This is a genomic window from Flavobacterium niveum, from assembly GCF_055231775.1.
The window spans coordinates 361,710-377,154 of record NZ_JBUYSX010000002.1 but is presented as its reverse complement, the minus strand read 5'-3'; the positions used below and the strand labels follow the sequence as shown (position 1 = coordinate 377,154).

At 45.3% G+C, this 15,445-nt stretch carries 14 protein-coding genes; 11 read left to right on the top strand and 3 right to left on the bottom strand.

The genetic code is table 11. The annotated features are described in order from the left end of the window. Window positions 1-9: 9 nt before the first annotated feature. Window positions 10-3,183 carry an efflux RND transporter permease subunit gene (locus tag ACZIX4_RS07090; protein ID WP_463334921.1) on the top strand — a complete coding sequence of 1,058 codons (3,174 nt, stop codon included), beginning with the start codon at window positions 10-12 and terminating at the stop codon, window positions 3,181-3,183. A gap of 464 nt (window positions 3,184-3,647) precedes the next feature. On the opposite strand, the gene ACZIX4_RS07085 is transcribed toward ACZIX4_RS07090, so the two are convergent. The 3 genes from ACZIX4_RS07085 to ACZIX4_RS07075 all read right to left on the bottom strand — a co-directional run bounded on the left by ACZIX4_RS07085 (window position 3,648) and on the right by ACZIX4_RS07075 (window position 6,759). Continuing rightward, the gene (locus ACZIX4_RS07085; RefSeq protein WP_463334920.1) at window positions 3,648-4,637 is read right to left on the bottom strand and encodes a TlpA family protein disulfide reductase; all 990 of its coding nucleotides are present in this window, start codon (window positions 4,635-4,637) and stop codon (window positions 3,648-3,650) included. An 11-nt stretch (window positions 4,638-4,648) separates the two neighbouring features. Then, complete coding sequence (locus ACZIX4_RS07080; RefSeq protein ID WP_463334919.1) at window positions 4,649-5,653, bottom strand: TlpA family protein disulfide reductase; 1,005 nt, start codon at window positions 5,651-5,653, stop codon at window positions 4,649-4,651. Window positions 5,654-5,781: 128 nt separating this feature from the next. Beyond that, window positions 5,782-6,759: a TlpA family protein disulfide reductase gene (locus ACZIX4_RS07075; protein ID WP_463334918.1), complete on the bottom strand. Its 978-nt coding sequence runs from the start codon at window positions 6,757-6,759 to the stop codon at window positions 5,782-5,784. A 153-nt stretch (window positions 6,760-6,912) separates the two neighbouring features. Here ACZIX4_RS07075 and ACZIX4_RS07070 point away from each other — a divergent pair, with 153 nt between their 5' ends. From ACZIX4_RS07070 to ACZIX4_RS07025, 10 genes are all read left to right on the top strand, one after another. Continuing rightward, window positions 6,913-7,455: a hypothetical protein gene (locus ACZIX4_RS07070; RefSeq protein WP_463334917.1), complete on the top strand. Its 543-nt coding sequence runs from the start codon at window positions 6,913-6,915 to the stop codon at window positions 7,453-7,455. A 132-nt stretch (window positions 7,456-7,587) separates the two neighbouring features. Next, entirely contained in the window at window positions 7,588-8,079 is a 492-nt protein-coding gene (locus ACZIX4_RS07065) for a hypothetical protein (RefSeq protein ID WP_463334916.1), read from the top strand. Between the two features lie 248 nt (window positions 8,080-8,327). Then, on the top strand, window positions 8,328-10,079 hold the full coding sequence (gene aspS / locus ACZIX4_RS07060) for an aspartate--tRNA ligase (protein WP_463334915.1): 1,752 nt from the start codon (window positions 8,328-8,330) through the stop codon (window positions 10,077-10,079). A 255-nt stretch (window positions 10,080-10,334) separates the two neighbouring features. After that, the gene (locus ACZIX4_RS07055; protein ID WP_463334914.1) at window positions 10,335-10,991 is read left to right on the top strand and encodes an outer membrane beta-barrel protein; all 657 of its coding nucleotides are present in this window, start codon (window positions 10,335-10,337) and stop codon (window positions 10,989-10,991) included. Between the two features lie 487 nt (window positions 10,992-11,478). Then, a complete protein-coding gene (locus ACZIX4_RS07050) occupies window positions 11,479-11,673 on the top strand; it encodes a cold-shock protein (RefSeq protein ID WP_411408100.1) in 195 nt (64 codons plus the stop codon). Window positions 11,674-11,965: 292 nt separating this feature from the next. Beyond that, window positions 11,966-12,331: an NADH-quinone oxidoreductase subunit A gene (locus tag ACZIX4_RS07045; protein WP_463334913.1), complete on the top strand. Its 366-nt coding sequence runs from the start codon at window positions 11,966-11,968 to the stop codon at window positions 12,329-12,331. A gap of 53 nt (window positions 12,332-12,384) precedes the next feature. After that, complete coding sequence (locus ACZIX4_RS07040) at window positions 12,385-12,936, top strand: NADH-quinone oxidoreductase subunit B (protein ID WP_463334912.1); 552 nt, start codon at window positions 12,385-12,387, stop codon at window positions 12,934-12,936. Continuing rightward, the gene (locus tag ACZIX4_RS07035; protein ID WP_463334911.1) at window positions 12,937-13,467 is read left to right on the top strand and encodes an NADH-quinone oxidoreductase subunit C; all 531 of its coding nucleotides are present in this window, start codon (window positions 12,937-12,939) and stop codon (window positions 13,465-13,467) included. Window positions 13,468-13,489: 22 nt separating this feature from the next. Beyond that, window positions 13,490-14,737 (top strand): NADH-quinone oxidoreductase subunit D, encoded by a 1,248-nt coding sequence (locus ACZIX4_RS07030; protein WP_463334910.1) that lies wholly within the window; start codon window positions 13,490-13,492, stop codon window positions 14,735-14,737. Between the two features lie 164 nt (window positions 14,738-14,901). Beyond that, on the top strand, window positions 14,902-15,444 hold the full coding sequence (locus ACZIX4_RS07025; RefSeq protein ID WP_463334909.1) for an NADH-quinone oxidoreductase subunit NuoE family protein: 543 nt from the start codon (window positions 14,902-14,904) through the stop codon (window positions 15,442-15,444). Window position 15,445 lies beyond the last annotated feature (1 nt).

Here is a 15,445-nt window from a genome sequence, read left to right as displayed (position 1 = left end):
CTCAAAAAAATGAAAATAGCAGAAATATCCATAAAACGGCCAACGCTTATTATAGTGTTGTTCACCATACTTACTTTGGGAGGGCTTTACAGCTACAGCAGCCTGAGCTACGAGCTTATCCCTAAGTTTGAAATGAACGTTATTACCATCAGTACCGTATATCCGGGTGCTTCGCCGGGCGAGATTGAAAACACCGTAACCAAGAAAATTGAAGATGCGGTATCGTCGCTGGAGATGGTAAAGAAAGTAGAATCTAAATCATACGAAAGCCTTTCGGTAGTAATGGTAACGCTTCAGCCCGAAGCCAATGCCGACTACTCGCTTAACGATGCGCAACGTAAGATAAACGCCGTACTGAAAGACTTACCCGAAGATGCCGATCCGCCATCGCTGGTAAAATTCTCCCTGAGCGACCTTCCGGTGGTAACCCTGGGTGCTACCAGTAAGCTGGATGAAGTAGCCTTCTACGACCTCCTTGACAAGAAAATAGAACCGATACTTAGCCGTGTAAACGGTGTGGCTCAGGTAACCCTTGTAGGTGGTGAAGAGCGTGAAATTCAGGTAAACCTGGACCAGGACAAGCTGAAAGGCTACGGCCTTAGTATACCGCAGGTACAGCAGGCGGTACTGGGCAGTAACCTTGACTTCCCTACGGGTAGTGTAAAAACCCGCGAAAACAGCATGCTTGTACGCCTTGCCGGTAAATACCGCGATGTAGAGGAAATGCGTAACCTTGTAATATCGAGCAAAAACGGCATACAGGTACGCCTGGGCCAGGTAGCCGATGTACAGGACAGCCAGAAAGAGGCCGAGAAAATAGCCCGTGTAGACGGTAAAAGCGCGATAGCGATACAGATTACCAAACAAACCGATGCCAACGCGGTACAGGTAAGTGAGGACGTACGCAAAATCATTGAAAAAATACAGACGGATTATGCCAAAGAAGGGCTGAAGCTGGAAGTGGCAAACGACACCTCAGAATTTACCCTTGTAGCGGCAGAAGGCGTTATCCACGACTTGTTCCTTGCGGTAATACTTGTGGCATTTGTAATGCTTTTCTTCCTGCACTCGCTTAGGAATGCACTTATTGTAATGGTGTCTATCCCGGCATCGCTTATTGCCACGTTTATCGGTATCTTCCTTATGGGCTATACCCTTAACCTGATGAGCTTACTTGGTTTATCACTGGTGGTAGGTATCCTTGTGGACGACGCAATTGTGGTACTGGAAAACATTTACCGCCATATGGAAATGGGCAAAAGCCGTATACGTGCCGCTTACGACGGTACTGCCGAAATCGGGTTTACGGTAGCGGCCATTACGCTGGTTATTGTGGTGGTGTTCCTGCCTATAGCCATGAGTACAGGCCTTGTAAGTAACATTATCACCCAGTTCTGTGTGGTGGTGGTTATAGCCACATTACTATCGTTAGTATCATCATTCACGCTTATACCATGGCTGTCATCACGCTTTGGTAAGCTGGAGCACATTACCGGTAAAAATATCTTCGGCCGCATCATCCTTGGTTTTGAAAAAGGCCTTGATAAATTTACACACTGGGTAACCGATATCCTTACATGGGCACTTAAAAACTGGAAGACAAAACTTGCCAGCCTTGGTGTTGCCATCGGCCTGTTTGTTGCCTCTATAATGATAGCAGGTAACTATGTAGGTGGTGAATTCTTCGCGAAGCTGGACAGGGGCCAGTTCATGGTACAGATAGAGCTTCCGAAAGATGCTTCACTGGAACAAACCAACCTTATGATGATTAAGGCAGAGCGTTTCCTTCAAAGCAAAAAAGAAGTGAAGAGCATCATTACCACAGTGGGCCAAACGAGTGAAGGTTTTGCAGGTTCGCAAAGCACCGCTTATAAAGGCGAGCTTACCGTAACCCTTGTAGATGCCGAACAACGTACAGACAACTCATTTGTATACGCTGCCAAGACCAAGCTGGAACTGCAAAAGGTACTGGTAGGTGCCAAGATAAAAACCGTACCGGTAAGTATAATGGGTGGTGCCGACGAAGCGCCGATAGCCCTTACCGTAACAGGTAACGATTTTGAAACTACCTATAAATGGGCCGAGGCTGCTGCCAATGAGCTTAGGAAAATACCGGGAGCATCGGAAGTTAAGCTAACGTCTGAAGCGGGTTCGCCGGAGATTGACGTAAAAGTAGACCGCGATAAGATGGCTGCACTGGGGCTTGACCTGCAAACTGTAGGTTTAACCATGCAGACTGCCTTTAACGGTAATACCGACGGTAAATTCCGTGCCGGGCAGTACGAGTACGACATCAACATCCGTTTTGGCCAGTACAACCGTATGAACATAGAAGACGTACGCAACATGACTTTTGTAAACACTGCCGGACAGGAGGTGAAGCTGAGCCAGTTTGCCAATATTACTGAAGGATCCGGCCCAAGCTTACTGGAACGCCGCGACAAGAGTACATCGGTTACCGTACAGGGACAAACTGTAGGTAGGCCTGTAGGTAGCGTTGTAGGCGACTGGCAAAAAGTATTTGAAAAAATGGAACGCCCTGCCGGTGTAAGCTATGTATGGGGTGGTGATATGGAAAACCAGAGCGAAGGTTTCGGTACGCTGGGTGTGGCGCTTCTTGCTGCGATTATCCTGGTATACCTTGTTATGGTAGCGCTGTATGACAGCTTTGTGTATCCGTTTGTGGTACTGTTTGCCGTACCACTGTCGTTCATTGGTGCATTGCTTGCCCTGGCGCTTACAAACAACTCGCTGAACATCTTTACCATATTGGGTATCATCATGCTTATCGGGCTTGTGTGTAAGAACGCGATACTACTGGTAGACTTTACAAACCACCGTAAAGCGGAGGGCGAAAGTACTTACCATGCACTAATACAGGCTAACCATGCCCGTCTTCGCCCTATCCTTATGACCACAATAGCGATGGTTATAGGTATGATTCCTATTGCACTTGCCAAAGGTGGTGCGGCAGAGATGAACAACGGGCTTGCATGGGTAATCATCGGCGGACTTGTAAGCTCGCTGTTCCTTACCCTGATTATAGTACCGGTGGTGTATTCTATATTCGACGGGCTTATCCGCCGTGTTTCTAAGAAAGAGAAAATTGACTACGCTGCCGAAATGGTGGCCGACTACGAGCACCGCGAGCTTAGCGAAGACGGCTTTACTGCCAAGCACTAATTTATGTTTTCATCTTTATATAGTTATTCCGGGTCCCGCCACATGGCGGGACTTTTTTTTGGCCCCTCCCCAACCCTTCAAAAAAGGGAAGGGGGCAGCTTCACTGATGCTCGAAAATCGATGGTGCGGATTTCTCTGCATAAGTGTTCGAAACATGAATTTTATCGGTTATTAAACCCCAGAGGGGTGACATATCTATAGCAATACATTGTACAGGAGTGAGCAGAGCTCCAGAGGAGCGGCATATTTATACGGCTATATGCCGTTCCTCCGGAACTCCTTTGCTTACCAAATCATTTATCTTGCTATAGATATACCGCTCCTCCGGAGCTGATGAAAGGTTTCGAACAGTTATGATTTCTCTGTGCAGCTCTGTGACTCCTCCGTGTAACTCCGTGTTACAATTCCACGCAAAGCCGCCAAGGCGCAAAGCTGAAAACTGCGACCGCGACTGAAAACTGTACTTACGGTTTGCCCAATAGTTTTTTTAGCTGGGCACCCAAATCAGGGTCGCTGGGGCGCAAAGCATCAGAGTCCACGATATTACCGTTAGGGTCTATAATTATAAAGCGCGGTATAGATTCTATGCCATAGGCCGTAACAAACTCGCTTTTCCAGTCGTTATCGGCCATTACCTGTACGCCGCCAAGCGACTTTTCGGCTACCATTTTCTTCCATTTTTCGGCATCCTTGGCTTCGTCTATAGATACGCTTACAAAAGCTATTTTACTACCCTTAAACTGCTCTTCCAGTTTTTGCAGGGATGGGATTTCCTTACGACAGGGGCCGCACCAGGTAGCCCACACATCTATATATACGTATTTACCTTTAAAATCGGACAGGTTTACCGTTTTGCCCTTCACATCCTTGTAGCTGAACTGTGGTGAAGGTTTCCCTGCAAGGGCAGCTTTCTTTTCCCTGCCTATAACCTCCAGCTTCAGGGAGGCCGATTGCTGGGTTACAAGCATTACAAGGCTGGTGCGCGACATGGCCGGCGTGTTCTCCCTAAGCTGCACACGCCACTCTGCTACCATAGCATCTATTTCGCCGGTTAGCGTTTCGGCACTGTTGATTGGGCTGGCTATTTTGGCTTCCATAGCGCGGGTATCAAGGTTTACGCGTTTTACAAAGTTATTCTCCACAGCCCCTTCCCCACTGAAATTTATTGATTTTTCCAGTTCGTTAGCATCGGCAGTTATGGTAAGGTCGGTTTCATTAGACAGGAAAATCATAATATCCTGCCCGCCATATTCCAGCGAAAACAGCCTCATACCCTGCTGTATGTTCGCACTGAAACGCCCCTGCTTGTCTACAGCCATGGCCTTCCTGAATTTGCCCACCTTAATTACAATAGAATCACCTTTACTGTTCGTAAGCGTACCTTTAAAGTTTGGTGTGGTCTGTGCCAGGGCGGTAAAGCCCATTAGCAGCAATATGTAAAAGTGTTTTTTCATAGTAACTTTAATCATTTAGCCTGTTGCTTCTTTAGCAACTTTTTAAGTTGTTTGTCCAGCCCGTCGCTGGGCCTGTCAGCACTCGGGTTGGCTACCGTACCGTCGGGTGCCACGATGATAAATCTCGGTACCGAACGTACCCCATACTCCGCAAGGAAACCACTCTTCCAGTCGTTATCGGCTATCACCTGCACCCCGCTAAGGGATTTATCGGCCACAAACTTCTTCCATTTATCTGCCTGCTCCTGCTTATCTATAGAAATGCTCAAAAATACAACATTCTCACCTTTTATTTCCTTAGCTATTTTTTCCATAAATGGTATCTCGGCCACACAGGGCTTGCACCAGGTAGCCCATATGTCTATAACCACAAATTTACCTTTAAAATCAGACAGGTTTACCGTATTGCCATCTACATCTTTATAGCTGAACTGCGGCGAGGGTTTGCCTCCCATATCCGCTATAAGGTCCAGGCGGCTGATTTCTTTCTCTACCTTTTCTGTTTCCATGGCTGCGGCTACTTCAAGGTACCGTTGCGTATCGGCCGAAAAGCCCGATTTACTTATGCTCTTATGCCAATAGTCCATAATAGACGCGGCATCTTTTTTCAGCTTTTTATCGCTCTCCATGTTCGAGGTAAAACGGATGCTAAGGTTATACGCATCAACAGACATTTTTTGTATCGCCTTGTTTTCGGCAGCGCCCTCCCCTTCAAAAGCCAGCGTAGTGAAAAATTTTGCACCATCGGCAGTAAGGGTAAGGTTGGTTTTATCAGAAAGGTAAATGTACTGTTTGGTAAAGCCGTATTGCAGGGTGTAAATATTCTCCTTAACCTGTAGCGCTGCACCAAAATTTCCGCTTTTATCTACAGGCATTACCTGACGGAACTTGTCCAGCAGGCCGGTTACCACAACAGAGTCTACCGTGCTGTTAGTAATTGTCCCTTTAAAATTAAAACCGGCCTGCGCAAAGGCCGTAAAGCCCAGTAACAGAAAAATGTAAAAATGTTTTTTCATAAAAGGTTATATTGGTTTTAGTTCTTAATTATGAGATGGCTTCGTGACTCATCATGACTGACGCAAAGTGAAAATACTAAAAAAAGCCCACGCACAGGCATGGGCTTTAGTTATATGTGTCTGAAAAATTATTTCAACAGTGTTTCAAGCTGTGCTGTAAGTCCGGGGTCGCTTGGCCTTTTGGCATCGGCATCAACCACATTGCCTTTAGGGTCTATAAGGATAAAACGTGGTATAGAGTTTACACCAAAAGCTTTCGGGAAATCACTCGACCAGTTTTTATCGGCCATCAGCTGTACGCCACCAAGGCTTTTGTCGGTTACAAACTTCTTCCATTTTTCATGGTCTTTAGCATCGTCTATGCTTATGCTTACAAACTCTATGTTTTTACCGTGGAAATGCTCCTCCACCTTTTGCAGGTGCGGAATTTCCTGGCGGCATGGCCCACACCATGTAGCCCACAGGTCTATATATACGTATTTACCTTTAAGGTCGGCCAGTTTGGTAACGCCTCCTTTGTGGTTTTCATAAGCAAACTGTGGCGAAGGCTGGCCTTTCATTTTTGCAGTGGCTGCTGCCTGCACCGCCATTTGCTCCAACTGTTGCTTGTTGCTTAGCAGGTCTTTTTTCATGGCGGCAGTAAAATCGGCATCAAAACCCGGGCCTTCTACTTCTTTTACAAATGCATCAAGCTTGTTAGCTGCAGCCTTGTAAGCATCAGGGTTGCCCCCACCCAGGGTTTCAGATATCTTTTCTATCTCAAGGCCCAGTTTGGCAAGGAAGTTATTTTCTTTTTCGCCTTTACCTTTATATACTATGCTTTCGTCAAACTGCGCAGCATCCATAGTAAGGGTAAGGTCTAAACCGTTTGTAAGGAACACACTGGTTTGCTCTGTACCGTCAAAAAGCTGGTATATGCCCGGTGTTACCGAAAAAGCATCGGTAAATGTGCCTTTTGTTCCTTTTATAACGTGCTTAAATGTGCGCGAACGTATCACCAGCGAGTCGCTGTTGGCATGCTGTATCGTAGCTTTAAATTTTACCTTATCGGCCTGTGCATGCAGTGCGGCAGAAGCCATAAGCATAATGGCAAGAATTTTTTTCATCGGGAGTAGTTTCAGAATTTTATTATAAAGTGTAAATGTAAGCGAGAAATGCGTAACTCCACAGCCCGTAAATGTTAAAAATAAAGTACTGTTCCGGCAAAAAACAGTATCTTGCAGTACACAATTATGATGGCGAACCAATTATTTAAAACAATGAGAATAAAACACCTGGCTGTTATAGCCTTTGTAGTAACCCTGTTTACCGGCTGCGACAGCGAACCAAAAACCGTAAAAATTAAAAACCAATACAGCGTAGTACTCCCGTCTTTCCTGAGCGAGGGCAAAGGCCTGCACGACGATGCATCACTACAATACCAAAACCTGCTGAAGGAGTTTTACGTGATTGTTATAGACGAACCCAGCAATACCCTGGACAACATGATTAACGAAAGCCTGCCTGAATATACCCCCGATGTAGACGGCTACAGCAAGCTGCTGATAGGCAGTACTGCCGAAGCACTGCACCTGGCTAAAGAGCCAGCCCTTTCTCCAAAAAAGATAAACGGCATGGATGCGCGCGTGGGTGGCTTTACCGGTGAGGCCGAGGGACAGAAAATCTTTTGGAAAGCGGCATACTATAAAGGTAAAAAACATTACTACCAACTGCTGTGCTGGACCCTGGCCGATAAGCAAAAGGATTATGAAGGCGACATGGATAAGATTATCGATTCGTTTAAGGAACTTGGAGCGAAATAGGTGATGCGGTTATTTGGTTATTCGTGGATTTGTGGATTTGTGTATTCGGAAGAACTGTTCGATAGCGGGGATTTGAAAGCACCATTGGACAGAAACATGCATTACCAAAGATTATCGCCTTTCTTGCTGCTTATGAGAAAAATCCCCTTGCTCTTACTATTGGTACTTGTTTGCTCCTGTAAGCGTGAGCCTGTCATCACCATAAACATAGTAAACGAACTCTCCGCAAGGAAAACATACGGCTACCTTACCGATAAAGAAAGGGATTCGGTTTTTGCTGCAAATCCCGAAATGCAGGACAGCAGGCTCGAAAAAGCAGGTTTTATTAAAGACGGACGATTACTCATAGAAAAAATAAAATCACCGGGAGCAGGCTTTGAACTGAAAAGCACCTCAGGCGCCACTATAAAAGCAAAGTGGGAAGGCGAATATGACAATTTTGCCATAGTACTTGTAACAACCGGGAACGATAGCATTAGTATAGCTATTGAAGAACCTTTTACAGACTATTGTATTGCCGATGTTGTACCGGGCGGCTATCCTGAAATTATTACACTAAACCAATGGTATATTGGCAACGGCGATAACTTTGATGTAACGGTTTATGAAGTAAAAAGTGAATAAAGCTAAATAGACAAAGTATTTAAAAACCCACATTATTTCTGATTTATAAGCTCCTAATAGAACAGTTGTTTGAATTGGATTCTATCCTTGCACTTAATAATTAGATTACTTCGCTCCGTACCTCCGCTCGTAATGACTCGCCGGATAGGAGGCGTTAAACCACAAACATCGAATAACCAAATAACCGAATCCACGAATAACCAAATAACCACTATATTTGCACTCGAAAATTCAACATACAATCTATAATGTACAGAAGCCATAATTGTGGTGAGCTAAGTGCCAGCCACATCAACCAGGAAGTAACCTTAGCCGGATGGGTACAAAAAGTGCGTAACAAAGGGTTTATGATTTGGGTAGACCTACGCGACCGCTACGGCATTACACAGCTTATTTTTGACGAACAACGTACAGAAAAAGCCGTGCAGGACCTTGCTGCTACCCTGGGCCGCGAGTTTGTTATACAGGTAAAAGGCACCGTAATAGAACGCGAAAGCAAAAACCCTAACATGGCTACCGGCGATATAGAAATACTGGTAAAAGAACTTACCATACTAAACGCAGCACAGGTACCGCCATTTACCATAGAAGACGAAACAGACGGTGGCGAGGACATCCGTATGAAATACCGCTACCTTGATATACGCCGCAACCCGGTAAAGAACAGCCTGCTGTTCCGCCACAAGGTGGCTATGGAGGTACGTAATTACCTTAGTGGCAACGGCTTTGTAGAGGTAGAAACCCCGGTACTTATAAAGAGTACCCCTGAAGGTGCACGCGACTTTGTAGTACCAAGCCGCATGAACCCTGGGCAGTTCTATGCCCTGCCGCAGTCGCCACAAACCTTTAAGCAGCTGCTTATGGTAGGTGGTATGGATAAGTATTTCCAGATTGTGAAATGTTTCCGCGACGAAGACCTTCGTGCCGACCGCCAGCCGGAGTTTACGCAGATAGACTGCGAAATGGCCTTTGTGGAGCAGGAAGACATCATCAACATGTTTGAAGGCCTTGCCAGCCACCTCCTTAAAGAACTTAAGGGTGTGGAAACCGGTAAATTCCCGCGTATGACCTACGACGAGGCCATGAAAAAATACGGTAACGACAAACCGGACATTCGTTTCGGGATGGAGTTTGGCGAACTGAACGCAGTAGCCCAGCACAAAGAGTTTGCAGTGTTTAACAGCAGCGAACTTGTAGTGGGTATTGCCGTTCCGGGCGCTGCAAGCTACACCCGCAAGCAGATAGACGAACTTATAGAATGGGTAAAACGCCCGCAGGTAGGTGCTACCGGTATGGTGTATGCCAAATATGAGCTTGATGGTTCTATAAAATCATCGGTAGATAAATTCTACGACCAGGACGACCTGAAAAAGTGGGCCGAAATTACCGGTGCACAACCGGGCGATCTTATACTGGTACTGAGCGGTGATGCCAACAAAACCCGTGCACGCCTTAGCGCACTGCGCATGGAAGTAGCTACACGCCTTGGCCTGCGTAACCCTGAGGTATTCGCGCCGCTATGGGTAGTAGACTTCCCACTTTTAGAATGGGACGAGGAAAGCGAGCGTTTCCACGCCATGCACCACCCGTTCACTTCGCCTAAGCCGGAAGACATTGCCCTGCTGGAAACCAATCCGGGCGCGGTACGTGCCAATGCGTATGACCTGGTGCTGAACGGTAACGAAATAGGCGGCGGATCCATACGTATACACGATAAGGCCACACAGAGCCTTATGTTTAAATACCTTGGCTTTAGCGAAGAAGAAGCTAAAAACCAGTTCGGATTCCTTATGGATGCGTTCCAGTACGGTGCGCCGCCACACGGTGGCCTTGCCTTTGGTATGGACAGGCTTACAGCCATTCTTGGCGGACAGGAAACTATACGTGATTTCATCGCCTTCCCTAAGAACAACAGCGGCCGCGATGTTATGATTGATGCACCGAGTGCCATAGCCGATGCACAGCTTAACGAGCTTTTTATCAGTGTAAAACAAGAGTAGTTTACACAAATACATATTGGAAAACCCGCAGCGTTTGTTGCGGGTTTTCTTTTTTATAGATTATATCTCAAAACCTACAAGGTTAAAAAACCTTGCAGGTGTAGTAATATTACGGCATTCTGGCTCCGGCAAGGCCTTAAAACCCTGAAGATGTTAACAAACCGCAAAAACACCAACACACTTTGCCCAAACCTTAAAAAACCCAAAACATTTAACAAAAAGCCTTTATATTCGCGCAGGAAAAATCCATTACCAATGAAACACAAATTACTCTTATTGCTGGCATCGGCATTTTTATCAATTCCGGGGTTTGCCCAGGAAGAAACCACTTACGGTATGAACCTTGGCGGTACATTTACAAACGTTAGGGTAGACCTCCCTGGCTACAACTTAACACCGGGCGTTACCTGGGAACTCGGCATATCAATGGACAAACCCATAACCGATAATTTTACCTTTTTAGGGCACCTTAACTACTCCCGCAGGAAATACAGCTACGATTACAGCTACATCTATGAATCACCGAGCGGCCAACTAACCCCAGTCAAAGAAAGCGGTGACAGAAGCCTGTCTTACTTATCTATACCTGTAGGATTGAGGTTTTACTTTGGCGAAGAGGCAAAATATTTTGTAAACGCCGGGGGCTTTGCCGACTTGCAACTGGGCGGTAAAACAAGCACAAACGGTGGGTACGATGCTTTTGTAAGCTATGCTGAGTATACGGCAGGTGTTTTTGCAGGAGGCGGTTACCGCCTGGCACTATCTGAAGAAAATGGCAACGACCTGCTTTTTGAACTGAAATATAACAGGGGGCTTACACGTTTTGACCAAGACAGCGCAGGCCAAAGCGTATACATGGATTACTTTATACTTGGTGTAAGCTACAGGGTGAGCTTCTCTGATGATGAATAACCGAAACAGTACATACAGAAAAAGGGCACCGAATAGTGCCCTTTTTGTTTTTTGGTTGGTTGGTAAATCGGTTTTTATATTTTGGGTAGATTTCCTGAATACCGGCAAAATCACGGATTATACCCCAACAAAAAAATTTAACTAAACTACTTATTAATAAAATGAAATTCCTTTGGAAAACTCCTACCCCAAAAATCAGTTCATTTTCGGTAGCGAAGATACGCAAGGGGGTAAAATTAGCTTTACCAAAAAACCACATTTTTTGTTAAATCATTACTACAGCTCTGTAAACGAAAACGATTGAAAAACCCAACATACATGCGGGTTTTCATTGCTTCAAAACAAAACCCAAACTGTAACTTTTTTTGAAACATTATAAAAAAACGAATTTATTTTTTAGTTGTTTCCAATTTTTTTAACATAAATGTTTGGATGTTACATAAATAGATTTACCTTTACGCATTATTAATATTTTTTTATTGCAACAATGCGAACAGGCAAAGTAAAATTCTTTATTGAGTCAAAAGGTTTTGGCTTTATTACAGATGACGAAACGGGCAAAGATATCTTTGTACACGTTACAGGTCTTAAAACAAGTAACCTTAACGAAGGCGACAAAGTAAGCTACGTGGAACAAGATGGCAAAAAAGGTAAAGTAGCCGCTAACGTAACAGCGCTATAATAATATAACAATTATTATTTTCCTTAAAGCGACAAAGCCGCCCATTATGGGTGGCTTTTTTATTAATACCCCGCATTTATCGGTAGTGTTTTTGCATTTTTTTTAAGAATATGTTAACAGCCAAAACCCGTAATTGGCAAGTTGTCAAAAACCATTGTTTCATAGCCGCGCAATAATTATTTAGAACCAATAAAAATTAAGCCCCTACCCTTTCATCTGTTAGAAAAACATTGAATAAGTAGGGTAATGACATGTATATTTGTGAATTGATTTACTATATATACACAATATTATGGAAACAGGCCAGGGACAACTAATCCCGATTTTAATGCAGATGGGGCTTGCCATCGGCTTTGTAGCAGGTACTATTGCCATATCTAACATGCTGGGGCCGAAAAGGCACTCTGCCAGCAAAGACAAGAATTTTGAGTGCGGTATAGAATCTGTGGGTAACGCCCGTATACCGTTTTCTGTAAAATACTTCCTTGTAGCCATCCTCTTTGTACTTTTTGACGTAGAAGTAATTTTCATGTACCCGTGGGCGGTAAACTTCCGCGAAATGGGTGTAGCCGGCCTTGCCAAAATGGGCATTTTCATGTTCCTTCTGGTAGTGGGCTTTTTCTATGTTATCAAGAAAAAAGGCCTGGAGTGGGAGTAATACCGGGCACGGCTTTTGAGGCATATACCCGGTAATCAAAAATTAAAATTAGTATGAGCGATTCATCAAACATAAAAACAGCCGAAGCCCCTGAAGGATTACAGGGCGAAGGTTTTTTTGCCACCAAGCTTGCAGACGTAGTAGGGCTTGCCCGTGCCAATTCGCTTTGGCCACTGCCTTTTGCCACCTCTTGCTGCGGTATAGAATTTATGGCTACCATGGCCTCTACGTATGACGTGGCCCGTTTCGGGTCAGAACGTATGAGCTTTTCGCCACGCCAGGCCGATATGCTGCTGGTTATGGGTACCATTGCCAAAAAAATGGCCCCTATCCTGCGCCAGGTATACGAGCAGATGAGCGAACCGCGCTGGGTTATAGCCGTAGGCGCATGCGCATCATCGGGTGGTGTATTTGACACCTATTCTGTACTTCAGGGTATAGACAAGGTAATTCCGGTAGACGTATATGTACCGGGCTGCCCGCCAAGGCCTGAGCAGATACTGGACGGCATAATGAAACTGCAGGAAATTGTAAAAGACGAATCACTGCGCCGCCGTAACTCGCCTGAGTATAAAGAATTAATGGCTTCTTATAACATATCATAAATGGCTTTAGAAACCACTGTAATAGAAGATAAACTAACCGGTACCTTTGGCGACAAAGTTTTCGGTTTTGCCCAGATAAAAGACATTTTTTCGTTTGAGGTAGCCCCGGAGGCCAGCAACGATGTGGTGCGTTTCCTTAAGGAAGATGCCACACTCCGTTTTAACTTCCTTACCGATGTATGCGGCGTGCACTACCCCGATAACGAAAAAGAAAGGCAGTTTGCCGTGGTATACCACATGCACAACTGGCTTGATAATGTACGTGTACGTATAAAATGCTACCTGAACGGCGACAACCCTGAAATAGATTCGGTAACGAACCTTTTCCTTGGGGCCAACTGGCAGGAGCGCGAAACATACGATTTTTACGGCATAGTGTTTAAAGGCCACCCGCAGCTGAAACGCATCCTTAATATGGATGAAATGCAGGTGTTCCCGATGCGGAAGGAATTCCCGATGGAAGACGCAGGCCGTACCGATAAGGACGACCGTTTCTTCGGCCGCAGCACTGATAACGCATTAAATTACTAACCGGCAATAAGTTTATATAAACATGTCAGACCTGTTATTATCTCCGGAAGACCGCTACGCCAAAATCATTGAGGCAAAAAAGCATAACGACGACGGCAGCGAGCTTTCTGTACTGAACCTGGGTCCTACCCACCCCGCCACGCACGGCATTTTCCAGAACATACTGCTTATGGATGGCGAGCGCATTGTAGACGGCGAGGCTACCGTAGGCTACATACACCGCGCTTTTGAAAAAATAGCCGAAAACAGGCCGTTTTACCAGATAACCCCGCTTACCGACAGGATGAACTATTGTTCAAGCCCCATCAACAACATGGGCTGGTGGATGACCCTGGAAAAAGTGCTGGATATAGAGGTGCCGAAAAGGGTACAGTACATGCGTGTGGTAATTATGGAACTGGCCCGTATAGCCGACCATATTATATGTAACTCGGTACTGGGTGTAGATACCGGCGCACTTACCGGTTTCCTTTACGTATTCCAGTACAGGGAAAAGATATACGAAATATACGAAGAAATATGCGGTGCCCGCCTTACTACAAACATGGGCCGCATAGGCGGTTTTGAAAGGGACTGGAGCGATGCCGCCTTTAAAAAGATAGACGATTTCCTTGCCGATTTCCCTGCGGTATGGCAGGAGTTTGAAAACCTGCTGGTGCGCAACCGTATTTTTATGGACCGCACCATAGACGTAGGCCCTATCTCTGCCGAAAAAGCCATGAGCTACGGCTTTACAGGCCCTAACCTTAGGGCTGCAGGCATTGACTACGATGTACGCGTTATGAAACCGTACAGCTCTTACGAAGAATTTGATTTTGATGTACCTGTTGGCAAATCAGGTGATACCTACGACCGTTTCTGCGTGCGAAACGCCGAAGTGTGGGAGAGCCTTAAGATTATCCGCCAGGCTATAGAAAAGATAAAGGCGATACCGGAAAAGATTTACCACGCCAATGTGCCTGATTATTACCTTCCGCCAAAAGAGGAAGTATACCACAACATGGAGGCACTTATTTACCACTTTAAAATTGTAATGGGCGAAGTACCGGTACCGAAAACCGAAGTATACCACGCGGTAGAAGGCGGTAATGGTGAGCTGGGCTTTTACCTTATAACCGACGGTAGCCGTACGGCATACAGGCTGCACTTCCGCAGGCCGTGCTTTATCTACTACCAGGCGTTTAACGATATGGTACAAGGGCAAATGCTTTCGGATGCTATTGCAACGCTTTCAAGCCTGAATGTTATTGCAGGAGAACTTGATGCTTAATTTGATTTATTATAAATGATGAATTTTGAATTTTAAATTTTTGGGTGGAGTACATTCAGAATTTGTAATTCAGAATTTAAAAGAAGAAGAAAGAACGTTTTGGGTTAAGAATTTTAGAGTCATTTAAAATTTATAATTCAAAATTTAAAATAGAAAAAAGGAGTATGGAAGTTAGTCACATACATCAGGAAATAAACATTACGCCCGAGCTTTCGGCCAGGATAGAGGAGCTTTGCAGCCACTACCCTGCCGAGAAAAGGAAAAGCGCGCTGCTGCCTGTACTGCACGAAGTACAGGACAAGCACGACAACTGGCTTAGCGTACCGCTTCAGGACAAAGTAGCCGAAATCCTTGGCATACAACCTATAGAGGTGTATGAGGTGGTTACATTCTATACCATGTTTAACCAAAAACCCATAGGTAAGTACATGTTTGAGTTTTGCCGCACATCGTGCTGCATGATCCGCGGTGCCGAAAACCTTATGGATTATACCTGCCAGAAGTTGGGCATTAATGTAGGCGAAACTACATCGGACGGTATGTTTACCGTTGTGGGTGTAGAGTGCCTGGGTGCCTGTGGCTATGCGCCGATGCTTCAGCTGGGTGACTACTTCTACGAGAAGCTTGACCCTGCAAAAATGGACCAGCTGATTGAAGACTGCCGCGCGGGCAAAATAGATTTACATAAACTTTCCATTTCGCAATAAC